General features: G+C 69.5%; 18 protein-coding genes and 2 pseudogenes. 14 read left to right on the top strand and 6 right to left on the bottom strand.

Annotation, left to right across the window (positions count from 1 at the left end):
* Nucleotides 1-162: 162 nt before the first annotated feature.
* Together I3F54_RS22390 and I3F54_RS22395 are read right to left on the bottom strand one after the other, a co-directional pair.
* A complete protein-coding gene (locus I3F54_RS22390) occupies nucleotides 163-2,241 on the bottom strand; it encodes an FUSC family protein (protein WP_240120634.1) in 2,079 nt (692 codons plus the stop codon).
* 357 nt (nucleotides 2,242-2,598) lie between these two features.
* Nucleotides 2,599-3,981 carry an MmgE/PrpD family protein gene (locus I3F54_RS22395; protein ID WP_240120635.1) on the bottom strand — a complete coding sequence of 461 codons (1,383 nt, stop codon included), beginning with the start codon at nucleotides 3,979-3,981 and terminating at the stop codon, nucleotides 2,599-2,601.
* A 1,048-nt stretch (nucleotides 3,982-5,029) separates the two neighbouring features.
* Here I3F54_RS22395 and I3F54_RS22400 point away from each other — a divergent pair.
* The 6 genes from I3F54_RS22400 (at nucleotide 5,030) to I3F54_RS22425 (ending at nucleotide 11,309) form a co-directional block, all read left to right on the top strand.
* Nucleotides 5,030-5,791 (top strand): DeoR/GlpR family DNA-binding transcription regulator, encoded by a 762-nt coding sequence (locus tag I3F54_RS22400; protein WP_240120636.1) that lies wholly within the window; start codon nucleotides 5,030-5,032, stop codon nucleotides 5,789-5,791.
* Nucleotides 5,792-5,876: 85 nt separating this feature from the next.
* A complete protein-coding gene (locus tag I3F54_RS22405; protein WP_240120637.1) occupies nucleotides 5,877-7,232 on the top strand; it encodes a sugar ABC transporter substrate-binding protein in 1,356 nt (451 codons plus the stop codon).
* 81 nt (nucleotides 7,233-7,313) lie between these two features.
* Nucleotides 7,314-8,273, top strand: coding sequence for a carbohydrate ABC transporter permease (locus tag I3F54_RS22410; protein WP_240120638.1), 960 nt, complete (start codon nucleotides 7,314-7,316; stop codon nucleotides 8,271-8,273).
* A complete protein-coding gene (locus I3F54_RS22415; RefSeq protein ID WP_240120639.1) occupies nucleotides 8,270-9,154 on the top strand; it encodes a carbohydrate ABC transporter permease in 885 nt (294 codons plus the stop codon). Before I3F54_RS22410 ends, I3F54_RS22415 begins: the two co-directional genes overlap by 4 nt.
* Nucleotides 9,151-10,140, top strand: coding sequence for a zinc-dependent alcohol dehydrogenase family protein (locus I3F54_RS22420; RefSeq protein ID WP_240120640.1), 990 nt, complete (start codon nucleotides 9,151-9,153; stop codon nucleotides 10,138-10,140). Before I3F54_RS22415 ends, I3F54_RS22420 begins: the two co-directional genes overlap by 4 nt.
* Nucleotides 10,141-10,346: 206 nt before the next feature.
* Nucleotides 10,347-11,309, top strand: coding sequence for a carbohydrate kinase (locus I3F54_RS22425; protein ID WP_240120641.1), 963 nt, complete (start codon nucleotides 10,347-10,349; stop codon nucleotides 11,307-11,309).
* Nucleotides 11,310-11,504: 195 nt separating this feature from the next.
* Here I3F54_RS22425 and I3F54_RS22430 read toward each other — a convergent pair whose 3' ends face one another.
* Together I3F54_RS22430 and I3F54_RS22435 are read right to left on the bottom strand one after the other, a co-directional pair.
* Nucleotides 11,505-11,852: a VOC family protein gene (locus I3F54_RS22430; protein ID WP_240120642.1), complete on the bottom strand. Its 348-nt coding sequence runs from the start codon at nucleotides 11,850-11,852 to the stop codon at nucleotides 11,505-11,507.
* Between the two features lie 425 nt (nucleotides 11,853-12,277).
* Complete coding sequence (locus I3F54_RS22435; protein WP_240120643.1) at nucleotides 12,278-13,246, bottom strand: ferritin-like protein; 969 nt, start codon at nucleotides 13,244-13,246, stop codon at nucleotides 12,278-12,280.
* Nucleotides 13,247-13,902: 656 nt separating this feature from the next.
* On the opposite strand from I3F54_RS22435, the gene I3F54_RS22440 reads away from it, so the two are divergent.
* The 6 genes and pseudogenes from I3F54_RS22440 (at nucleotide 13,903) to I3F54_RS22465 (ending at nucleotide 20,928) form a co-directional block, all read left to right on the top strand.
* A complete protein-coding gene (locus I3F54_RS22440; protein WP_240120644.1) occupies nucleotides 13,903-14,166 on the top strand; it encodes a hypothetical protein in 264 nt (87 codons plus the stop codon).
* A complete protein-coding gene (locus I3F54_RS22445; RefSeq protein WP_240120645.1) occupies nucleotides 14,163-15,410 on the top strand; it encodes a hypothetical protein in 1,248 nt (415 codons plus the stop codon). Before I3F54_RS22440 ends, I3F54_RS22445 begins: the two co-directional genes overlap by 4 nt.
* A gap of 47 nt (nucleotides 15,411-15,457) precedes the next feature.
* Nucleotides 15,458-17,191: a hypothetical protein gene (locus tag I3F54_RS22450; protein WP_240120646.1), complete on the top strand. Its 1,734-nt coding sequence runs from the start codon at nucleotides 15,458-15,460 to the stop codon at nucleotides 17,189-17,191.
* A gap of 204 nt (nucleotides 17,192-17,395) precedes the next feature.
* Nucleotides 17,396-18,253, top strand: a pseudogene (gene istA, locus I3F54_RS22455) (IS21 family transposase); the annotation flags it as partial.
* A gap of 418 nt (nucleotides 18,254-18,671) precedes the next feature.
* Nucleotides 18,672-20,048 (top strand): DEAD/DEAH box helicase, encoded by a 1,377-nt coding sequence (locus I3F54_RS22460; RefSeq protein WP_275676638.1) that lies wholly within the window; start codon nucleotides 18,672-18,674, stop codon nucleotides 20,046-20,048.
* Nucleotides 20,049-20,307: 259 nt separating this feature from the next.
* The gene (locus tag I3F54_RS22465) at nucleotides 20,308-20,928 is read left to right on the top strand and encodes a hypothetical protein (protein ID WP_240120665.1); all 621 of its coding nucleotides are present in this window, start codon (nucleotides 20,308-20,310) and stop codon (nucleotides 20,926-20,928) included.
* 144 nt (nucleotides 20,929-21,072) lie between these two features.
* On the opposite strand, the pseudogene I3F54_RS22470 reads toward I3F54_RS22465, so the two are convergent.
* Nucleotides 21,073-21,357: pseudogene (locus I3F54_RS22470) on the bottom strand (DNA cytosine methyltransferase); the annotation flags it as partial.
* A complete protein-coding gene (locus I3F54_RS32405) occupies nucleotides 21,354-21,653 on the bottom strand; it encodes a hypothetical protein (protein ID WP_240120648.1) in 300 nt (99 codons plus the stop codon). The gene I3F54_RS32405 and the pseudogene I3F54_RS22470, both read right to left, overlap by 4 nt.
* Between I3F54_RS32405 and I3F54_RS22480 the strand changes: the two genes are divergently transcribed.
* Together I3F54_RS22480 and I3F54_RS32555 are read left to right on the top strand one after the other, a co-directional pair.
* Entirely contained in the window at nucleotides 21,616-22,104 is a 489-nt protein-coding gene (locus tag I3F54_RS22480) for a GNAT family N-acetyltransferase (RefSeq protein WP_240120649.1), read from the top strand. The genes I3F54_RS32405 and I3F54_RS22480 overlap by 38 nt on opposite strands.
* A 220-nt stretch (nucleotides 22,105-22,324) precedes the next feature.
* Nucleotides 22,325-22,681, top strand: coding sequence for an aldehyde dehydrogenase family protein (locus tag I3F54_RS32555; protein ID WP_374205949.1), 357 nt, complete (start codon nucleotides 22,325-22,327; stop codon nucleotides 22,679-22,681).
* Nucleotides 22,682-22,832 lie beyond the last annotated feature (151 nt).

The following is a 22,832-nucleotide window of genomic DNA, read 5'->3' on the forward strand; positions in this document are numbered from 1 at the left end:
CGGGCCGGGTCGGGCACGGAGGGGGGCACGAGCCGGCATCTGCCCCGGTACGGTTTCGCGCTCCGGCCGCGCCATGGCGCCCCCGGCAGTGACCAGCGGGATCATGCCCGTGGCGCGGGGGTCCTGGTCCGGCGCTCCGTCCGCTGAGGGGCACCGGGATGGTCACCGCCGTTGCTCTGCGGAGGGCGCGGCCGCGGCGGTGGTCGCGGCGACGTGGTCGAGATCGACCGCGAGCGATGTCAGCCATGCCTCGGCGTCGTAGTAGAGCGGCGATGCCGGCCGGTCCGGCGGCCGGCCGTGCGCGGCCTCGCCGGGCACCGGGGAGGAGGGCCGGGTCGGTGGCGGGCGTGCGCTGTCGAGGAGACCGCCGACCAGTTCGTAGCGTTTGGCCAATATCTCACCGTCCGTGTCGAGCCTGCTCTGCCATGCGGGCGCGGGCGCCCGGATCCCGGCCGGGGGCCCTTCTGCCAGCAGGCGCCGGGCCCCGTGCAGGGCGTGGTGTCCGGCCATCAGTGCCGCGTGCCAGTCCACGGCCGTGGTGCCGGGTTGTCGCGGCTCGGCCTCGTACTGAGCGAAGGAGGACTCCGCAAGTGTCAGAGCGCGCGTCAGCGACGGCAGGCCGCTCTGTCTCCCCGTCGCACCCTGCGTGAGGACCGACGTGGTCGAGGTGATGGTCGAGCCGATGGCGCGGAGAAGGGCCGCGACGTCACGCCTGAGTTCCTTCTGGGCTCCACGGGGCCAGGCGAGCATCCCGAAGACCAGACCGATCGAACTGCCGACGAGAACGTCGAGGAAACGGACCTCCGCCAGTCGCCATGTGGAGGGCGCGAGCTGGGCGAAGACGAGGGATACGACCAGGGTGAACAGGCCCTGCGCCCATCCCACGCCGTGGGTCGGCCCGACCCAGAAGGCGGCCAGCATGATCACCGGCAGCGTCACGGCATAGGCCGCGGTGTCCCCGCTGACGAGCACCAGCATCACGGCGGCCGTGAGGGCGCCCAGCAGAGTCCCGACGAGAGCCCGGGCCACGATCGAACCGGTCTGCGCCGCCGTGGTGCGGGTCAGGGTGAGGACGGCCAGCATGGCCCAGAAGCCGTGGGGGAGAGAGCCGACTCCGGCCACGGTGCGAGCGGCTGCCAGCGCCAGACTGATCCGTACGGCGTTCTGGAAGTACACCGAGTGAGGGCTCAGGTGCGCCCGGAGCCGATGCCCCCACAGACGTGCCGCGCCCCGCCCCGCGTACCAGAAGCTGCCGTCCCGCAGCTGGGCGGGCCCCGGGCGCCGTCCCAGCACGAGGTCCGCCGCGGCGGCGAGCGTCACGCCGGCGTGGGCCGTTTCGATGAGCATCGCCTGACGGTTCATGACGCTGTCGACGATGTCCGGCGTCTCCCCGTCCATCGCCACCGTGCGCTGCCGTCGGTAGACCGCCAGGGCCTCCTCCAGCCGTCCCGGCCCGGCCGGGCGGCCGCTACGCAACGCGGCGGTCGTCCTCCGGGCCGACGCCACCACCTCGTGCAGAAGTGCGAGGGTCTGCGGGTGGGGGCCCCGCGGACCCGGTCCCGGCACCTCCAGCAGGCGGGCCAGCAGGACACGGGCGGCCATGCCGGTATGAGCGAGCGCCCGCTCCCGCGGTCCCGGTCCGGCGGGCCGCTCCGACTCCGGCACGTTGGAGGGCCGCAGCGCCTCACCGGCGGCCCTCGCCGCCGCGTCCGCCCCGGGTGACAGCGTCCACGGAGGCCGCGCCAGTTCGGTCGCGCAGCGCGCCGCGGTCGTGGCCGCGTCCGCCGACAGGTCCTGATAGGAGGTGTAGGGCGGGTCGGGCAGCAGCAGACGCTCGGCGAGCACGAGCAGCAGGACGCCGGATGTCATCCCGCCCAGTCGTTCGTCCAGCGTCTGCGGCGCGTACGGGGGGAAGCACGGCAGGATGTACAGCAACTGCAGGCCCGGAGCCGCCCCGGCCAGCCGTGGGCCCGTCACCGCCGAGTAGGCGATCAGGAAGCCGATCACCAGGATCCCCGCCGTCGCGGTCCAGGTGCGCACGGCGAGCAGTGTCCCGGCGGTGACGAGGAGCCACCCGACCGGAAGGAGCCGTGCGATGACGGCGGCGCGCTGCCGCCCGGTGCCGGGAATGCGGGAGAGCCCGGCCATCGCCACCGCCCCGAACAGGCCGTAGGTGGCGGTGACGGGTTGGTGCAGGCCGTAGAGGGCGACGTAGAAGACGGTGACGGCTGCAAGCGTCACGCGAATGGCCCGTCGGCCCGTGTACGCCGAGGTGGATGTCCCGTACCGCACTTCGGTGACGAGCCGGCGCAGGTGCGAGAGACCGCGCGAAGGTGCGCGGGCGCTACCGCCGGTACCCGTCCCTGAGCCCATGATCAGTACCTCTGCACTCTTCCAGGATCGCATTCCGCACCCCGGCACCGGGACACCGAGGGGCCTTCGTGTTCGCGTTCCGCTTCGGTGCCGCGGAGGCTGTGCCGGACCCGTGCGGGTGGTGCACGCCGACCGGGGACGGACAGGTGCCGCAGGCCGTGCCGTGGGACGCCGGGCCCACCGGACCCTCGTCGGCGGGACAGCGGCGGCGGCGCCGTGGACCGTCTACGGGACGGATCCTTCTGCCCCCCTTGTCAGGTCCTGCTTCAACGGCACCGACAGGGACGACAGGTCTTCCAGCCTCTCCAGGTTCCACAGGTCGGTGAGGATCGCGCCGCGGTCCGTCGTCGACGCCACCTGGCCGAGGTTCCCGAGGAGTTTCGCTGAGACGTCGTCGTCCGACAGCGGATCACGCGGATCGCCTCGTGAGAAGTCGCGCTCCCGGCGCACGACGTCCCCGTCGCTCAGCGTCACGGAGATCCGGCACGGCGTTGCCGGGGGGAACCGCTGGGTCATCGCTGAGTCCTCCGTCACGTCGATCCTCTCCACCAGCTGCCGAAGCTGCGGATCGCGTGCACGCCCGGCGTCGAAGTCGCTGTATTCGACGGGCTTGAGGAGCGCCGTGGCCACGCAGTAGGGGAGCGAATGGGTACGGCCCGCACGGCTGCTCGGATGGGAGGCCGAAGCGGTGACGCCGTTCCGTATCGCCCGGCCGTAGGTCTCCACCGTCACCGCACGGATGTCCTCGGCCCCGTCGATCCCGGGGGACAAGTCCAGAGCGACGTCGATCGGGGTCTGACAGTAGAAGAGCGCCGGCCACCTCTTGAAGATGATCCGGGTGAGATCGGGTTCGCTGCCGAGTGACATCTCACGGTGTCTGAAGAATCGGTCGGCGCCGTACTCCCCCTGGTAGACGCGTTGTGCTCCCGTGAATCCGGCCCGTGCCAGTCGGGCGGCCGCCAGGCCCCGTGCCGCGCAGGAGGCGTAGGTGCAGTGCTTCCAGTCGGTCACTTCCCCGACCGCGGCCTGGTTGCTCGTGAATCCGAAGCCGCCGGCTATTCGCTGGGCTTCGACCAGCCGGGTCTCGGAGAGCCCGAGCGCCTGTCCGACGGCGAGCGCGGTCCAGAAAACGGCGGCGGCATCGTGGTCGAATCCGCTTTCCTCGGGGTCGTAGTGGTCGGCGAACACCGCCGACAGGTAGAAGAGGAGACGCACCGACTTCAGAAACTGATGACCGTTCCATTTCAGCCAGTCGGCCAGGACCAAGGCGAGTGCCACATTGTCGGAAGGGTGGATACCGCCCATTCCGTTCGGTGAGATGTACGTGTTCAGCAGATCGCTGCGGCGCGCCAGGATGGTGTTGAGGAAGACCGCGTCCGCGATGTCCGACTCCCGTCCGACGCCCCACACGGCGCTGCCCGACCCGGCGCCCGGTCCCATGGCCACGCGACGAAATTCGTCCAGAAGTTTCCGGTCGGCCATCGAGGCGCAGATTCCCGCGTAGGAGTCGATGACACTGCGCTTGAGTGTGTGGAGGTCCTCCTCGGTGAGGCGCCTGTCGGTGAGTTGCCGCGTGTACCGTGCCAGCTCGCTCTCCAAGTCCGCCATGACATCATGCTAATGACCTTCCGGTGACGTCGCACCCAGGGGCCGCGGCCAGGTGGGACCGTGTGCGCTCTCGTTTTTCCGCGGCCGTTTCCCGTCGGGCCTGCCCACCGGGTCATCATTTTCACGGGAAATGCGCGGGACGGCGTCGGTGAATTAATTTCCCGGATTTCCGACAGGGCCGCTCCACGGGTCCGGCGATACGCCAGGAGGTGGACCCGGAAGCTATTCCTCGTCGGTCCAGGTGCTTTGCTGCCTGCTCGCGGATGCCATCGAACAATAGGGGCGGTGTTCTCGTCTTGTGACTTTCTTCGGGTGCCCCTATCAGGGCGGCCATGCGTCCCGCGGAAAGCCTCCGCCTCCACGTGGAAGAGATCCCGAGGGACCCGTCGACAGCCTTCACCCGAGGGATCCGTCGACAGCCTTCAGGGGTATGCGTCGGGACCGCAGGCGGCTCGCCCCGTTCCCGCCGAGGAGTCATGTGGAGTGCGCGGCGGTTCCCGATCCCGCCGTGAAGCACCCTCGACCCCGGTTCCGCGCGTGTGCAGGAGGATGCGCCGGCGGCGGACGGGACAGGGATCGGCGAGTCGGCCCCAGGCGTGACCGAACAGGTGGAACGAGCAGTGACGGCATCACTTGCGTGCAGGAGGATCCTGTCCGGTGCAACGGGGCTCGTCGACGCGTGGGAAACACCCGACCGGCGCGGCCCCCTCACCCCAGCCCGTCCCGGGAACCGGACAGGCGAGCCCATCGCAGCCCGGGCAGCGAAGCTTCGGCCGAGCCTGTCCGGATCCCTTCGGAAGCGGGCAGCAAACGGGCACTGTGATGCGGCAAACGGGCAGCGGCTCCCGTGCCGGATGGCCCTCCACCACACGACCCACGGGATCCGCACTCCGGGAAACGGGCAGATTCGGTCATGGACCGCCTTGCGACGAACCTGGTCATAGGGGCATACGGGTTGTAGAAATTTGCCACCGGAGCCCGAACGGGCACGGATGCGGAAACCACTGGCGCGGGCTCGACCGCAGAGCCGTGAAACGGAGGTGTCACCGTGGTCGCCGAGGAACGAAGACGCGGAATCCTGGAAACGGCACGTCGTGCCGGATCCGTGGACGTCGGCAAGCTTGCCGCCGACCTCGGGGTCTCCAAGGAAACCGTGCGGCGCGATCTGAAGGTGCTGGAGGAACACGGGCTGGTCCGGCGTACCCATGGCGGCGCCCACCCCGTGGAGAGCGCGGGCTTCGAGACCACGCTCGCCTTCCGTACCACCATGCACGTCCCCGAGAAGTCCCGTATCGCGGCCGCCGCGGCCGAACTGCTCGGGGACGCCGAGACCGTGTTCGTCGACGAGGGCTACACCCCACAGCTCATCGCCGCCGCCCTGCCCCGCGACCGGCCGCTGACGGTGGTCACCTCCTCGCTGGCTGCCGCGGGTGACCTGGCTTCCGTCGAGAGCATCACCGTGCTGCTGCTCGGTGGCCGGGTACGTGGTGGGACCCTGGCGACGGTCGACCACTGGGCCACCCGCATGCTCTCCGGCCTCGTCATCGACCTGGCGTACGTCGGCGCGAACGGCATCTCCCGCGAGTACGGACTCACGACCCCCGACCCCGCGGTCAGCGAGGTGAAGGCCCAGGTCATCAGGAGTTCCCGCCGCCGGGTCTTCTCCGGGGTGCACACGAAGTTCGGTGCCGCGAGCTTCTGCCGCTTCGCAGACGTCACGGAGTTCGAGGCCATCGTCACCGACACCGGGCTCGCCGCCTCCGAAGCGCATCGCTACTCACTGCTGGGCCCGGAGGTCATCCGGGTCTGAGCCGCACTTCACTCCCCATGTCCCACCCCCGACAGTCCGGGGCCCTGGTTCCCCATGCCCTCGAGAACACCTTCTGGAGTCCGTCATGCGCGCACGAAGAATCACCCACGTCCTCATCACGGCCACAGCCGCCGGCTCGCTGCTGGTCGCCTGCAGCGGGGCGGGCGGCTCCTCGGACGGCAGTGGCGGGGGCAAGAGCATCAATGTGCTGATGGTCGGCAACCCGCAGATGGAGGACATCGCGAAGCTGACCGAGAGCACGTTCACGAAGGACACGGGGATCAAGGTCAACTTCACGATCCTCCCGGAGAACGAGCTGCGCGACAAGGTCACCCAGGACATCGCCACTCAGGCCGGCCAGTACGACGTCGCCACCATCGGTGCCTACGAGGTACCCATCTGGGAGAAGAACGGCTGGCTGCACGAGCTCAGCTCCTACGCCGACAAGGACGCGGGCTTCGACAAGGCCGACCTGCTCAAGCCCATGGTCATATCCCTGTCCGGTTCCGACGGCAAGCTGTACGCCCTGCCGTTCTACGGCGAGTCCTCGATGCTCATGTACAACAAGGACGTCATGAAGGCGAAGGGCATCACGGTGCCCGAACGTCCCACCTGGCAGCAGATCGCGGACATCGCGGCCAAGGTCGACGGCGCCGAGCCGGGGATGCGGGGCATCTGCCTGCGCGGTCTGGCCGGCTGGGGCGAACTCGGGGCATCGCTGACGACCGTGGTCAACACCTTCGGCGGCACCTGGTTCACCGAGGACTGGAAGGCCCAGGTCGACGGCCCCGGGTTCAAGAAGGCGACGGACTTCTACGTCGACCTGGTCAGGAAGCACGGCGAGGCGGGCGCGGCACAGGCCGGCTTCACCGAGTGCCTGAACGCGATGAGCCAGAAGAAGGTCGCGATGTGGTACGACGCGACCAGTGCGGCGGGTTCGCTGGAGGACCCGGCCTCCAGCAAGATCGCCGGGCATGTCGGCTACGCCTACGCGCCGACCGTCGAGACCAGGAGCAGCGGCTGGCTGTGGTCCTGGGCGTGGGCGATGCCCAAGACCACGAAGAACGCCGACGCCGCCTCGAAGTTCATGCTGTGGGCCTCCAGCAAGAAGTACGAGAACCTCGTCGGCGAGAAGCTCGGATGGTCACGTGTGCCGGCCGGCAAGCGGGCCAGCACCTACGAGATCCCGCAGTACCGGAAGGCCGCCGCGTCGTTCGGTGACATCACCCTGAAGTCCATCGAGCAGGCCGACCCGGCCAACCCGGGCGTCCAGCCCCGGCCGACCGTGGGCATCCAGTACGTGGCCGTCCCCGAGTTCCAGGACCTGGGGACCAAGGTCACCCAGGAGATCTCCGCCGCCATCGCCGGCAAGACCAGCGTGGACAAGGCGCTGAACGACGGCCAGAAGCTCGCCGAGGACGTCGCCAAGAACTATCAGTGACCCGCCCGGACCGCCCGGCCGGCCCGCCCCCGGCCGGGTGCCGCTTCCCCCACCCCGGCCGTCATCGGCAGAGGAACCATCATGACCGCGCTCAGCGCTCCACCCAAGACAGCCCCACCGCCCGGCTTCCGTCACACCTCCACGGGAGCCCGCAAGTGGAAGCGCCGCTTCCCACTGCTGCCGGCGCTGGTCTTCACCATCGCCGTCACACAACTGCCCTTCGTGGCCACGCTCGTCATCTCCACCTTCCAGTGGAACATCCTCAAGCCGGGCGAGAGGCACTTCGTCGGCCTGTCCAACTTCGCGTTCGTCTTCACCGACGAGCGACTGCGCACAGCGGTGCTCAACACCATCGTGCTCACTTCTTCGGTGGTGCTCGTCAGCGTGGTCCTCGGCCTCGGCCTGGCGATGCTGCTCGATCGCCGCTTCGTCGGCCGCGGTCTCGCCCGGACGATGCTCATCGCACCGTTCCTGGTCATGCCGGTCGCGGCGGCGCTGCTGTGGAAGCACGCCATCTACAACCCCGACTACGGACTGCTCAACGGCACCCTCAACGCCGTCTACCGGCTCTTCGGCGCGGACAACGGACCCACGATCGACTGGGTGTCCTCCTACCCCATGCCGGCGGTCGTGGTGTCCCTGGTCTGGCAGTGGACACCGTTCATGATGCTGATCCTGCTCGCCGGTCTGCAGGCGCAGCCCGGCGACGTCCTGGAGGCGGCCCGCGTCGACGGAGCCTCGGCCATGGCGACCTTCCGCCACATCACGTTGCCGCACCTGCGCCAGTACATCGAGCTGGGCTGCCTGCTCGGCACGATCTACGTCGTCCAGACCTTCGACGCGGTGTACACCATCACCCAGGGCGGACCGGGCTCCCGGACGACCAACCTGCCCTACGAGATCTACCTGACCATGTTCCGCAAGTACGAGTACGGCGAGGCCGCGGCCGCCGGGGTGGTCGTCGTGCTCGGCTCGATCGTGATCGCGACCTTCGCGCTGCGCACCATCGCCTCGCTGTTCCGCGAGGAGGTGTCCCGATGACCCGAGCAGCCGTCACCGCGCCGGGCGCGAAGCTCAGGAAGCTCGTCCGCCGACGCGACGACCAGCGCGGTACGCCCCGGTTGTCACCCGCGTGGACCTTCGTCGCCTGGCTCGCCACGCTGGCGTTCTTCGCGCCCGTGGCGTGGATGGTGCTGACGTCCTTCCACCGGGAGGCGGACGCGGCGACCAACCCGCCGACCCCGTTCGCTCCCCTCACCTTCGACCAGTACAAGCTGCTGTTCAGCCGGGACATCACTCCCTTCCTCCTCAACTCGGCCATGGCGAGCGTCAGCTCGACGCTGCTGGTACTCGCCTTGGCGGTGCCGACGGCCTACGCGCTGTCCATCAAGCCGGTCGAGAAGTGGACCGACGTGATGTTCTTCTTCCTGTCCACCAAGTTCCTCCCGGCCATCGCGGCCCTGCTCCCGGTGTATCTGATCGTCAAGGACGCCGGGATGCTGGACAACGTGTGGACGCTGAGCATCCTCTACACCGCCATGAACCTCCCGATCGCGGTGTGGATGATGCGCTCGTTCCTCGCCGAGGTCCCCAAGGAGATCCTGGAGGCCGCCGAGGTCGACGGCGCCGGCCTGCCCACCGTGCTGTGGCGGATCGTCGCACCGGTCGCCATGCCGGGACTGGCCGCCACCTCGCTGATCTGCTTCATCTTCAGCTGGAACGAGTTCATGTTCGCGGTCAACCTCACCGCGACCAAGGCGTCGACGGCACCGGTCTTCCTGGTCGGGTTCATCACCAGCGAGGGTCTCTTCCTCGCCCGGCTCTGCGCCGCCGCCACGTTGGTCTCCCTGCCGGTCCTCATCGCCGGTTTCGCAGCCCAGGACAAACTGGTCCGCGGCCTGTCCCTAGGAGCAGTCAAGTGAAAGCCGCTGTCATCGAAGCCCCCGGCAAGGTCACCGTCACCACGGTGCCCGACCCCACACCCGGGCCGCGCGAGGTCGTGGTCGAGGTGGCGGCCTGCGGACTGTGCGGGACCGATCTGCACATCCTCCAGGGCGAGTTCGCCCCGACGCTGCCGGTCGTACCGGGCCATGAGTTCGCCGGGCAGGTGGTGGGCCTCGGCAGCGACGTCACCGAACTGGAGATCGGTGACCGGGTCGCCGTCGACCCCTCGCTGTACTGCAACGAGTGCCGCTACTGCCGCGTGGGACGCAACAACCTCTGCGACCGGTGGCAGGCGATCGGCGTGACCCGGGCCGGTGGTGCCGCCGAGTACGCCGTGGCGCCCGTCGCCAACTGCGTGCGGCTGCCGGACCACGTCGACGTCCAGGACGCGGCCCTGATCGAGCCGCTGTCCTGCGCCGTGCGCGGCTACGACGTGCTCAACAGCAGGATCGGCTCCCACGTGCTGATCTACGGCAGCGGGACGATGGGCCTGATGATGCTGGAGCTGGCCAAACGCACCGGCGCCTCCTCGGTCGACGTCGTCGACGTCAACCCGGAGCGACTCGCGACGGCCGAGAAGCTGGGCTGCTCGCAAACGGCCCTGTCCGCTGACGTGCTGGGGCGACCGGCGGGTTGGGACGTGGTGGTCGACGCGACCGGCAACGCCGCCGCCATCCAGGACGGCCTGGAACGAGTCGCCAAAGCCGGGACGTTCCTGCAGTTCGGCGTCTCCGACTACGCGACGACGGCCACCATCTCTCCGTACCGCATCTACAACCAGGAGATCACCATCACCGGCTCCATGGCGGTGCTGCACAGCTACGAACGGGCGGCGGAACTCTTCGCCACCGGGGTGCTCGATCCGCAGGTCTTCATCAGCCACCGGATGCCGCTGTCGGAGTACCCGCAGGCACTGGACCGGTTCGCCGCCGGCCAGGGACGCAAGATCGTCGTCCTGCCCTGACCCCGTCCCGGCCGGAACCCTCGTCACGTCCCGGCGGTCACGTCCCGGTCGCATCCGCCGGGGCGGGGTCCGGACCCGAGCGGAGCCCGGGTCCGGACCCCATCACACGCCGGTGGCGTTCCGCAGCCGACGTGGCCCGCGCAGCCCGTCAGCCACGGGGTCCCTCCGTGCCGATCTCTGCGAGTCTTTCCGAGGGAGAGCAGTCCTTGAGCCCACATCAGATCACGGTCCTGGGAGAGTGCGTCGCGGACGCCTTCGCCGAACCGGCGAGCGCCGCGAACGAACTCGCCCTGCGGGTGCTGCCCGGCGGTGGACCAGCGAACACGGCGGTGGCACTGGCCAGGCTCGGCACGCCGGCCCGCTTCCTCGCACGTCTGTCCGGGGACGTCTTCGGCCGCTTGTTCCGGTCCCACCTGGAGGCATCCGGCGTCGACCTGTCGTACGCCGTCACCGCCGACGAGCCCAGCACACTGGCCGTGGCGGACCTCGACGCCGACGGGCAGGCCACCTTCTCGTTCCACTCCCAGGACACGGCCGACTGGCAGTGGACTCCCGAGGAACTGGCCCGAGTGGATCTGTCCGAAACGGCCTGTCTGCACACCGGCTCGCTGGCGCTGGTCCGAGAGCCCGGAGGGACGGTGGTGGAGGGGTTCCTGGCGGCAGCGGCACCGCAGGCCACCATCAGCATCGATCCCAACGTGAGGCCGCTGCTGGTGCACCCGGATGTCTACCGCGGCCGGCTGACGCACTGGTGCGGTCTCGCCGACATCCTGCGCCTGAGCGGGGACGACCTGGAACTGCTCCTGCCGGGCACCCCGCTCGACCGGGCCTGCGACACCTGGCACGCCGCGGGGGTACGGCTCGTGGTGATCACGCTCGGCGCCGAGGGAGCCCTGGCCTCACTCGACGGCGAACGGCTGCGGATACCCGCAGTGCCCACGCAGGTCGCCGACACGGTCGCCGCGGGCGACTCCTTCACCGCCGGCCTGCTGCACCACCTCGACGCCCGCGGACACCTCGGTGGCCGACTGGCCCGTCTCGATCTCGCCGACGTCGCGGAGGCATGCCGGTTCGGCGCTCAGGTCTCGGCTCTGACCTGTTCCGTCACCGGTCCCAACCCGCCGTGGCGGAATCAGCTGGCAGAGCCCGCAACCGCCGGCCGCCCCTGACGGGCAGGTGCGTCAAGCCGGGCACGCCGTCCAGGACCGGTCGCCCTCAGGTGCGCTGCACACCGGGTGCGAGCGGGACGAAGGGCCCGGCAGCCGGCGGTGACCCCGCACCGCCCACGCCCGCGCGAGGCCGGCGTCGGCCGCCGGCCGGCCGCGCACCGCGCGGGCAGTGCCCCAGCGGCGGCCGGAGGTGTCTCAGAGGTGGCTGAGGACGTTGACCACACGGCCGTTGGGGTCGCGGACGAAGAAGCGGCGCACGCCCCACTCCTCGTCGCTCAGCGGGTGGACGATCTCCGCGCCGCGTTCCCTCATGGCCGCGTACGCGGCGTCCACGTCCTCGACCTCGATGCTCATGTCCGGGATGACCGGCGCCGTCTGGTCCTCGGTCATCACACTGACCTGGACGGAGGGGTTCCCGGGGGACGCGAGGGTCATGATCCAGCCGTGGTCCATGACCTCCTCGAAGCCCAGGACGCCGTAGAATTCCGAGCTCTTGCCGAACGACCGCGACGGGATGTTGGGGACGACACGGCGGATGTGCATCTCGCGGCTCCGGTGGTCTGGTCGGACGCGGCTGAGGACCGGGCCAGCCTAGCCCGTGCGGGAGACGGCCCGCGCACACCGAGCGGCCCGGCGCGGATCTCTCCGGGGTCTGTCCCCCTTCGGCCGAAACGCCGCGTGCGGGAACCGAATGGCCCGGCAGAAGCCAGGAGACCCCCACCCGTGCGGGAGGCGCGATGCGGTCGACCACGTCCCAGGGCGCGAGTGTGCCGGAGTGCGCCGTCGCCGAGCTGCTCGTCTCCGACCCAGACGCCGCCATCGACTTCTACGTCAGCGGCGACTCCCCGTCCTGACGGACATCCGGCGGGCGGGCACCCTGCGTGCGCCTGCCCTACGGCTTCTCGGGGCCGTTCCGTCTCGCCGTCGTCACGCGGTCGGGTTCCCGGGGGCCGGCCGGCGGTGAGTCGTCACCGGGGGCGGAACTGAGGGCCGTAGGTCTCCTCGGTACCGGCGATGGGCATCTCCATCAGGTCCACGGCGGGAGCCTCCAGCCTGCGCATGCGACGCACCGCGGTCATCAGACTGTCGGGGTCGCCTTCCTCCCACGCCGTGTCGAGCGCTTCCAGAACCGTGGTGTACGTGCTGTCGAAGTCCTCCAGGAGCCGCTGGGCCGCGGCGGGCGGTCGGTCCCATCCGCCCGCCGGGACCATGGACATGGGCCGCGTGTCGGGGAAGGGGATCGACGGTCCGGTGAACTGCCACGTGCCGGCGGCCTCACGTAGTTGCCGGCCGTGATAGATCTCGGCGAAGGCGTAGTAGTGCGCCATGTGGCCGTCGTCGAGACCGTCGGTCGGGGAGGCCGAGGTGCCTTCCCCCTGATCCTTGATGATCTCGATCGAGCGCTCGACGTCCTCAAGCGTCTTGATGGGACTGAGCGTGTCCTCACCGATGCGTTCGTGCAGCTGCCGGTCGACGGAGAGATCGGGTGCCACCACTCGGAACGCCTTCTGCAGTTCGTCGTAGAAGTGGCCGATGCTGTGGGGTTCAGGCGCGCCGTCGGTCAGTGGCGCCGCAGGCGCCTCGATGGCCATCATCACGTCCCGCAGGAGTTCCCTGGTCAAGCCGGACAGGTACACGTTGAGCCCCGGATGCACGCCGCCGGGCAACGGCCCCGGGTAGACGGGTGCCGACTCCCTGATCCGCGGTCGGCCCCCCAACCCCGCCAGCAGGTTGCAGACGATACCGAAGTGGTACATCTCGTCGGAGATGATGCGCCGGATCAGCCGGGCGGCATCGCACGTGCGGTTCCTGACGGACCACCAGCCGCAGAGATAGGGCGGGATGGTGGAGAACTCGATCTCCACGGCCACCTGGAGGGCTGATCTGAGCCAGTCGACGCCGCGGTTCCCCTCGGGGACGGCGACCAGACGGGCCACCGCCCCGTGCCGCGGTGGGGGGTACTGCCCGGGAGCCGAACCTTGGGGACTCCTGGCGCAGGCGGCAGCGGAGACCGGCGTGGCCGCCGCGAAGGCAGCCGATGCCAGGAGGCTGCGACGCCGAACAGGAACACCGGCCGCTCCCTCGGGAAATCCATTCGCCTTCGCCACGGCCGCCTCCGCACCCGCCGGTGATCCCGGCATCGCCCTCGTACCAGATACGCGAAGCTAGCAGCCCTGCCCGGCCCCGCCGTGGTGTCCACAGCGCACGACGCGCCTTGTCACACCATCGGTCCAGCCGGGAACCGAGCGGCCACGGGGAGCGGCCGCATCAGCCGGGTGCCCGAGGCGCAACGTTCGCTTCGGGCGCCCGACTTCGGACTCCGGAAGAACCCGAGCCTCTTCGGGCTGCGGGCAACAGGGGACGAGTGCGACCCCGCCCCGTGTGAACGCGGCCGTACAGCGCTTCGTGTACTTGCTTCCCGCCCGGTGCCACTTCCCCTGGAACCTCATATATCCGGAATCTCACCTAGTATTTCGCACCGTGTTCGGGTGATCGCATGTAGTGATCATGTGGTGTGTTCAATGATGGCAGTATGACAGGGCGTGTGTTGATTTGGTCCGGGGGCGCGGTCGCGTTGGCGACCGTCGTGGGTATGACGTGGTACTGGGGTCGGACGGGATTTCGGCTGGACGACACCCTGGGGTGGATCGGCGCGGTGGTGGGTACTGCCGGACTGGCCATGGCGGTGTTCGGGGCTGCCGCGGCCGGCCGTGACCCGGACGCCGACCACCGGGTCGACTCGCGGGAGGGGGAGCGGACGAGCGGTGGTGCCGTCCGTGTGCGGATGAAGGCCAGGGCATCCGGAAAGAGCCGGGTGTACCAGGCCGGCCGCGACCAGACCGTCAACGACGCATGAGCCCCGACACCCGAGAGCCCGGGGGCGCACCCGGGGACGGCGGAGCGCCCGGCGACGCCGGTGCGCCGGAGAACAGCGGGCCCCAGATGGAGGCCACTGCGTCGAGGCGCGGCCGGGTGTACCAGGCCGGCCGTGACCAGCGGATCATCAGCGTCACCATGCCCCGCAGTATCCGCAACGCGCTGCTGGGGCTTGTCGTGCTGGCGCTGATCGCCGGCGGCGGCTGGGCGGTTGTGAAGTGGGTACTGCCGCTGTCGGCGCCGACGTACAAGACTCAACTGCTCATCGACACCACGGCCTCGGCCGATCCGAAGGACATCACGGCCTCGGTCGGGAAAGTGGTGGGGAACTCGGGAACCCGTGACGCCCTGGCGTTACGGAGCTTCGGCGGCAGGTGCGGCGTGGAGGACAACACCACCCGACTGGTCGGCTTCGGCACCGACAACCGGCAGGAGATCGTGGAGGCCGCTGCGGGTGTCTCCGCGGGAGGCGCAGCCACCCTGCTCCGAGGCATCGTCCAGGCTGTGGAGGACTTCTCCGAGGACTTCGCTCTCGGAGCGGACCAGCGGGCGAAGCAGGTCAACCGCATCATCGTCGTCACCCGGCATGGCCAGGACGCCTGTGACCAGGACACCGCCTTCGTCCAGCAGGAGATCCGGGACCGCGTACGGGCGGCGGGGCTGAAGATCCAGTTCCGGCTCATCGGCTACCAGGTTCCGGAGGGCCAGCGCGACAGCCTGAAACGGATCGCCAGCACCGGCTCGGCGAAGACCGATCCGGTGTTCGCCGACACCCCGCCGGAACTGGATGACGCCCTGGAGTGGTCCACCAACATCGAACCCGTGTTGCGGAACGCCACGAAGATCGTCGATACGCTCAATCTTGCGGTGAAGCACATCGACATCGGGGTTCAGGCGATCAACGACGGCCGCCTGGACGTGGCGGAGAGCAACCTTGCGCGGGCCAGAAAGGCCAACACCGGAACTGAGTTCGAGGACCTCGAGGGCCGGACCAACAGCCCCGACGGGCGCGACATCCACGACCGGGCGACCGAACTGCGGGACCAGCAGGAACGCGTACTCACCGCCGCGGACCGACTCCGGGCGGCCGCACAGTCCGAAGCGCCCCTGCAACCCGGGCACGAGGCCTTCAAGAAGGCTGCGCAGAACTACAACATTCAGGTGGGGGCGATGAATGAGGCGTTGGCGGGGCTACGGGCGAAGGGCCCGGGGGCGCGGTCGTGACCGGGGTTGATGTCGAGCGGTCCGGGGCCCGGTCCGGAGGCCGTCGGTTGCGTCTGGTCATTGCGCTGGTCGCCGTGGTGGCGGTGGTGGCCGGGGCGGTGGTGTTCTTGGTGATGCGGGCTATTCCGGATTATCGTACGGCGCTCCTGGTGGATGCCTCGGCCACTACGACTTCGGAGGCTGCTGGGGGATTCGGCGCGATCAGGGATTCGGTCGGGGCTGCGGCACAGAACGCCGGGGACGGGGATGCGCTGTCCCTGCGGCGTTTCGGCGGGGCGTGCGGCGACCCGGGGAACACGGCGGAGTTGGTGGGTAGCGGTACTGGTCGGGGCGAGAGGATCAGGCAGGCGTTGCGTGAACTGGAGCCTGCCGGGAAGGCGACGCTGCGGAGTGGGATCCTGGCGGCCATCGACGACTTCTCCGGCCGTTTTCCGTTTCGGGGGAGTGAGCGCAATCGCATCGTCGTTGTAACCGGTAGTGGGGTTGATGCCTGCTCTGGTGATCCCGCTGCGGTGGCTGAGGAGGTCCGTGGTCGTGTGGCGGAGGCCGGGCTGAGTCTGGATTTCCGGTTCGTGGGCTTTGGGGTGCCCGACGCGCAGCGGGAGACGCTGGGGCGAATCGCCGCGGCCGGCAAGGCCCCCGAACCGCGGTTCGCGGACAGTGCGGAAGACCTGACCGCCATCCTCAGAGAACTCACCATCCCGGACGCGCCGGAAGCCCAACAGGTCCACATGCCCTCACAGGAGACCTTCCGCCCTCTGGCTTGGACCACGGACAGCCAGATCAAGATCCTCCGAGATCCCGGCAAACCGGCCCTTACGCTCTCGATGAGCGACGGGAACAGCCGGCCCGGAACTGTGATCTGGTCGGCCGACCGGGGTCAAGTCGCCTGGACCGAAATATCCCGAGACCCGAACGCCTCGGCGAGAGTCGGCATGCTGGACCTCACCAGCGGCGCGAAGCACGCATGGACGTGCGAGTTCTGCGAGATCGCTTTCCTCGGAGAACGGCTGGTCTCGTCAGGGCAGGACCTGACCGTTTATCCCGCCGACGGCGGCGCGCCCACTCAGGTGGACATCCAGGGCATTCCTCCGGGGCTGGCGCAGGACTCCGCACCCAACACCCAGCCTTTCAGTATCCGTCGTGACGACGGAACCCTGGCCACTTACGCGACCGTGACGGAGGACTCAAGACCCCCTGATGCCTCCGGTATCTCCGTTGGGATTGTCGGCCTGTACGAGATCACGCCGAATCTTGGAGCCCGACGCTTGGCCGGGCAGACCTACGACCTCGTCCGCGAGTTCCCGGGTTTCCTCTCTGTGAGTCCAGACGGCAAGCGTGCGATGTTCTGGCTGGGCCACTTCGGCGGCGGGACATTCAGTGCCTGCACCGTCTCCCACCAGATACGGGTCATTGATCTGACGACCGGGAAGACCACGGCGGCCGCGACGCGGCCACAGTTCGGCCTCAAGGAGAGTGCCGCGTGGTTCGACAGTGATGGAACAGCCCACGCGGTCTTCGAGAACTGGGGGTCGGCGCTGGGCGGTCCCCAATCCTGCGAGCGCAACATCGATACCCCTCCGCTCTCCTACCGTCTGCCGGCGAGCGGTAACACCTGGGTCAAGGAGAAAGGGGCGGCGGGACGCACAGTGAAGGTCGGCGGCAGTGCGCAGGTCAGGGACGAAGCCGTGGGAGGCGCTCCTGGGCGACTGATTCTGGAGGACGGAAACAACAGCAGGACTCTGGACGACAAGGTCAGGGATTTCTATCCGTCGTGGTGACGTGCGGGCATCGATCGCTCACGTGCCCGCGTCGACGTGAGGGCTACGGCTGGCGCGTTCGGTCCAGCCTCGCTCCACCCCCCCGCACCCCGGCCGGTTCTCGACGACGGCCGAACCCTGACCCTCTGACGGCGGATCAAAAGTGACCCGCTTGGTGATCTTCCTCTGACCATGGCCTTGGTGATCAAGGTCAGGAGGGAAGAGGTGATCTGTGTGGAGGACTGGGCGGAGATCCGCAGGCTGCACCGGGCCGAGCAGATGCCGATCCGGGCGATCGCGAGGCACCTGGGGATCTCGAAGAACACGGTGAAGCGGGCGCTGGCCACGGACCGGCCTCCGAAGTACGAGCGGGCAGCGAAGGGCTCGGTCGTGGACGCGGTCGAGGTGCAGATCCGCGAGCTTCTTCGCGAGACGCCGACGATGCCCGCCACGGTGATCGCGGAGAGGATCGGCTGGCAGCGCGGGATGACGATCCTCAAGGAACGAGTGCGCGAGCTCAGACCGGCGTACTTGCCGGCCGACCCGGTCTCACGGACGACATATCAGCCGGGCGAGCTGGCCCAGTGCGACCTGTGGTTCCCTGACGTGGACGTGCCCCTCGGCTATGGGCAGACCGGCAGGCCACCGGTGCTGGTACTCGTCTCGGGCTACTCGCGAGTGATCACCGCGAGGATGCTGCCGTCGAAGACCACCGGGGACCTGATCGACGGGCACTGGCGGCTGCTGTCCGCCTGGGGCGCCGTCCCCAGGATGCTGGTCTGGGACAACGAGGCCGGCGTCGGCCGCGGCAAGCTGACCTCTGAGTTCGCCGCCTTCGCCGGGCTTCTCGCGACGAAGATCCATCTGTGTCGGCCACGGGATCCGGAGGCCAAGGGGCTGGTGGAACGGGCCAACGGCTATCTGACCTCCAGCTTCCTGCCCGGCCGGCACTTCTCGGGCCCGGACGACTTCAACCGCCGGCTTGCCGCCTGGCTGGCCGTCGCCAACCGGCGCGTCCACCGGATCCTGAGCACCCGTCCGGTCGATCGCTGGGAAGCCGACAAGGCCGGGATGCTCGCCCTGCTGGCGGTACATGGCCCAATCCGCCACTGACCTGAGGAAATGCGTGAAATCGCCGGAGGAGAAGCGAAGTTGGTCCGCTCCTGGTCCGGATCTTGGTGGCGGGGGCCGCTGGGCGTCGATGCTGGGAGTGTCCCTGTGGCGCCACATGGCTCCGCACAGGCAGGTCCGGCTGTCGTTCCTCGGCTGAGCGGCGCGGCACGGGAGGCCCGGACGGCGTGCCCCGTGCTAGCGTTGCGCTTTTGCTGTGTCGCTGTGTCGGTGCTCCGTTGGGTGTCTCCGGTCGGCGGCCGCGTCCCTGCCGCGCCTTCCTCGGTACGGTCCCTTCGGAGGAAGACTCTCTGTGAGCGAATCAACACGTGCCGATGCCCGGCGGCAGGACGATGTGTCCGAGGCGTCGGGCGCTACTTCGGCAGTGCCCATGGCGGCGTCCTTCGCCCAGCTGGGGTTGCCGGCCGAGGTTCTGCGGGCGCTCGATGAGCAGGGTGTGACTGTGCCCTTTCCTATCCAGGCGGCGGCGCTGCCGAACACGCTCGCGGGACGGGACGTCCTGGGTCGGGGCCGCACAGGATCCGGCAAGACGCTCGCCTTCGGCCTGGGGATGCTCGCCCGGACGGCCGGGCAGCGCGCGCAGCCGAAAGAGCCGCTGGCGCTCGTTCTGGTGCCCACCAGGGAGCTGGCGCAGCAGGTCGGTGAGGCGCTGGCCCCGTACGCCGAGGCGCTGCGGCTGCGGCTCGCGACCGTGGTGGGCGGCGTGTCCATCGGACGGCAGGCCGCCGTGCTGCGGGATGGCGCCGAGATCGTCGTCGCCACGCCCGGTCGGCTGCACGACCTCATCGAGCGCAAGGGCTGCCGACTGGGACGGGTGCGCATCGCGGTCCTGGACGAGGCCGACCGGATGTGTGACATGGGGTTCCTGCCGCAGGTCACCGGGATCCTGGACCAGGTACGTCCCGACGGGCAGCGGATGCTGTTCTCCGCCACCCTCGACGGCGACGGCGACGGCGACGGCGACGGCGACGGCGACGTCGACCGGCTGGTGCAGCGCTACCTGCGCGACCCCGCCGTCCACTCGGTGGATCCTTCGTCCAGCGCCGTCTCCGCGATCGAGCACCACGTCTTCGTCGTGCACGGCCCGGACCGGTACGCCGTGACCACGGAGATCGCCGCTCGGGACGGCCGCGTCCTGCTGTTCCTGGACACCAGGCACGGCGTCGACCAGCTCACGCGGCATCTGCGGGCCAGCGGCGTGGCCGCCGCCGCCCTGCACAGCGGGAAGTCCCAGCCGCAGCGCACCCGGACCCTGGCCCAGTTCAAGAACGGGCAGATCACCGCGCTGGTAGCGACGAACGTCGCCGCACGCGGCCTGCACGTCGACGACCTCGACCTCGTGGTCAACGTCGACCCGGCCACCGACCCGAAGGATTACCTGCACCGCGCGGGCCGCACGGCCCGGGCCGGCCGCTCCGGCACCGTCGTGACACTCGTCCTGTCGGGGCAGCGCCGCGAGACGAGCCAGGTCATGGCGGATGCCGACGTCGCCCCCAAGGTCACCAAAGTGCGGTCCGGCGAGGCGGAGCTGAGCCGGATCACCGGCGCCAAGGCCCCCTCCGGAAAGCCTCTCGACGACGGGCCGGCCGTACCGCGCCCCAAGAACCACAACGTTCCGTTCGGCGGCCTGGGCAGCACCAAGGACGCGAAGAGCGGTTCCGGTGGCAGGTCGTCGTCCCGCAGGAGCAGCGAGGCCCGCAAGCTCGCGGAGGCCCGCAAGGCGGCCCGGGTGCGGCGCGGCGGCTGAGACCGGCTTCCCGGACTGCCGGGCGGTGTCTTCGTCCACACTGCTGGACGGATACGCGGGACCGGAGATCGGCCGGGGGCATCGGACGGCGTCACGTACGGGTGGCCGTGCGCAGAGGGAGGCGTGCAGGCGATGGAGAACGGAGCGGACCTGCCACGGCGGATCGGCGTCTGCACCGTCGAGCGAGAACTGGGCGCGAGCGGCATGGGAATGGTCTACCTTGCCCGGTGACGGGGCGGTCGGGTCGTCACCGGGCAAGGTGGCCCGCTCCGAACCGGCGGCCGACCCGCACTTCCGTGAACGGTTCCGCGCAGAGGTCGAGGCCGCCCGCAGAGTCGGCGGTTTCCACACGGCTACGGTCGTAGACGACGATCCCGACGCGGAGGCGCCCTCTCTCGGGGCAGCACTGGGCGAGGCGCTCCAAACCGCCCACGCCTGCGGGCTCGCACACCGGAATCTGAAGCCGGGCGACATCATCATGGCCGACGACGGCCCACGCGTCCTCGATCTCGGCATCGCGCGGGCCGTGGAGTCCACCCGGCTGACGGCCGCCGGGGCGGTCTTCGGCACTCCCGGACACCTCGCGCCCGAGCAGGCGCAAGGCGACGAAGTCGGCTGTGCCGCCGATGTGTTCGCACTCGGGGCCGTACTCGTCGCGGCGGCCGGAGGCAGCGCGTTCGGCATCGGCACGCCCATGGGGCTTATGTACCGGTCGCTGCACGAGCCCGCGGATCTCTCCGCGCTGCCGGGGGGAGTTGCGGTCGCTGGTCGCCGCCTGCCTCTCCAAGGACCCGGCCGGCCGTCCCGCGCCCGAGGAACTCCTGGGCTCGCTCGGGCCGGACCCGAACCCGAACAACACACTCGCTCTCGCCACCCCTGACCGGCCGCGCGTCGCACTGCCTGTCCCGGTCGAGCCTCCCGCCGATCCCGGCCGCGTCGACGAACCTCTCCGGTGCACCCTGGCCGAACCCTCGCGCACGCCCCGCGTGATCACCCTGCTGATCGTGGCCGCGGCCGTGACGAGCGCGGCTGCCTGGCGGACGAGCGGCTGGTCGACCAGGCCAAGACGCTTGCCCGCCATCGACCATGCCTGGCACTGCGGGGAGGCGGTCAGCCCGGGAATCCGACCGGAGAAGATCCATACGGTATAGCGGGCGACATCGGTCCGGATCGTCAACCGAACGACTCGAGCCCGGGTCTTGCAGGCCCAGCTGTCTCACTCCAGGCCGATGTCCCGGGCCCCGGGGACGGTGAGGGCGTGGCTCCAGCCGCTGGGACCGGCGAACAGGTCGAGGATGATCCGCCTCATGAGGCCGGCTCGGAATTCTCCTGTACCGGCTCGGCTTCGCCACGGCAGGCCCAGGGAGAGCAGCCGTCGACCACACCGTTCTCCAGCTCCTCCGCATCGGTTCGGGCGTCCAGCGGCTGCTTGCGGGCGGCCGATTCGGCGGCAGTGACGTGGCCGATCGGGGCCTGGGCGAGCGGTTCCCGGGAGCGGTGCAGGAAGGCCTGCCCGAGCAGCCGACCCGCTGTACGAAGGCATTCCCCGGTGCGAAATACTCTCCCGGTGAGTTCACGCCCTTTTCCGATCAGCCAGCCGATCACGATACGGAGGGCCGTCGCGCGGGATGCCAAACGGCTCACGCGGCTCGTGCGTGGCTCAGGTGCCTACGAGGGTAAGTACGCAGCCGCAGTCGCGGGCTACCGGGTCGGCCCTGATTACATCGAGGAACACCGCGCCTTCGTGGCCGTCGGCGCCGACGAGCATGGAGGCCGGGTCCTCGGGTTCTACTCGCTCGTCCTCGCTCCACCGGAGCTCGACCTGCTGTTCGTCGCCGACGAAGTGCAAGGACGGGGTATTGGACGGCTGCTCGTGGAGCACATGCAGTCCGAGGCCCGTGCCGCCGGGCTCGACCGTCTCAAGGTCGTGTCGCATCTTCCCGCAGAGGACTTCTACCACCGCGTTGGTGCGGTGCGGACCGGGACCGCGTTCGCGAACCCGCCCGCCGTGCCGTGGGACCGTCCCGAATTCGAGTTTCGCATTCCTTCGGAATGACGCGGTGTGCCGGTTGGCGGGGCATCGGCTTCGCCTGCCTGGTGGTCGGCATACAGGAGCCGCTGGACGCCGCGCGCTCCGTGTGTGCCGTCGTCTCTGCCCTGGCGGGGTGATCGCTTGCGCCAGCGGCCTCCCCCGGCTACTTCCTTGCCTCCGGCACTCCCAGAGCGTTGAGCTCGTCCATCAGCCTCTCCCGCTCAGGTGGCCGAAAACCCGCAACATGCGCATGGCGACCGAGGAAATCTTCGGCCCGGTGGTCACAGTCACCGCGTTCTCCTCAGAGAACGAGGCCGTCGAGATCGCCAACGGATCGGACTACGGACTGCCGGCCGGGGTCTACAGCCGCGACAGCGCGACCGCGTTCCGGGCGGCCAGGCGGCTGGAGGCCGGGATGGTGTTCGCCCAACAACTGCTTCCGCAGCATCCCCGGCGCCCCCTTCGGAGGCACCAAGCACAGCGGCTACGGGCGCGAGTACGCCCCCGAAACACTGCGCACCTACCCGAAGATGATCCGCTTCCCCACGGGCCTTGCCGCTATCCCGCAGTGGCGCGCCGTCACCGACATCTGTTTCCCTGAGCTCGGAGGTCGGCGCGATGCCGCGTGCACTCTGCGAATTCTCGACGTCGCTGTGACTCGATCGCCGGAGGGCGTGAATCCCTTATGGCGGCTGCAGAAGTGGTGCGCGCGGTAATCGAGCCTGTGTCTGGAGTGGGTGGGGGCGATCCCA

This window comes from Streptomyces sp. MUM 2J, from assembly GCF_022414535.1.
Classification (GTDB): Bacteria; Actinomycetota; Actinomycetes; order Streptomycetales; family Streptomycetaceae; genus Streptomyces.

Excerpts from the sequence above, each read along its gene's own strand:
- I3F54_RS22395 (WP_240120635.1), bottom strand. The coding sequence starts at position 3,981 with ATGGCGGACTTGGAGAGCGAGCTGGCACGGTACACGCGGCAACTCACC.
- I3F54_RS22405 (WP_240120637.1), top strand. The coding sequence starts at position 5,877 with ATGCGCGCACGAAGAATCACCCACGTCCTCATCACGGCCACAGCCGCC.
- I3F54_RS22410 (WP_240120638.1), top strand. The coding sequence starts at position 7,314 with ATGACCGCGCTCAGCGCTCCACCCAAGACAGCCCCACCGCCCGGCTTC.
- I3F54_RS22415 (WP_240120639.1), top strand. The coding sequence starts at position 8,270 with ATGACCCGAGCAGCCGTCACCGCGCCGGGCGCGAAGCTCAGGAAGCTC.
- I3F54_RS22430 (WP_240120642.1), bottom strand. The coding sequence starts at position 11,852 with ATGCACATCCGCCGTGTCGTCCCCAACATCCCGTCGCGGTCGTTCGGC.
- I3F54_RS22440 (WP_240120644.1), top strand. The coding sequence starts at position 13,903 with ATGACGTGGTACTGGGGTCGGACGGGATTTCGGCTGGACGACACCCTG.
- I3F54_RS22445 (WP_240120645.1), top strand. The coding sequence starts at position 14,163 with ATGAGCCCCGACACCCGAGAGCCCGGGGGCGCACCCGGGGACGGCGGA.
- I3F54_RS22460 (WP_275676638.1), top strand. The coding sequence starts at position 18,672 with ATGGCGGCGTCCTTCGCCCAGCTGGGGTTGCCGGCCGAGGTTCTGCGG.
- I3F54_RS32555 (WP_374205949.1), top strand. The coding sequence starts at position 22,325 with ATGCGCATGGCGACCGAGGAAATCTTCGGCCCGGTGGTCACAGTCACC.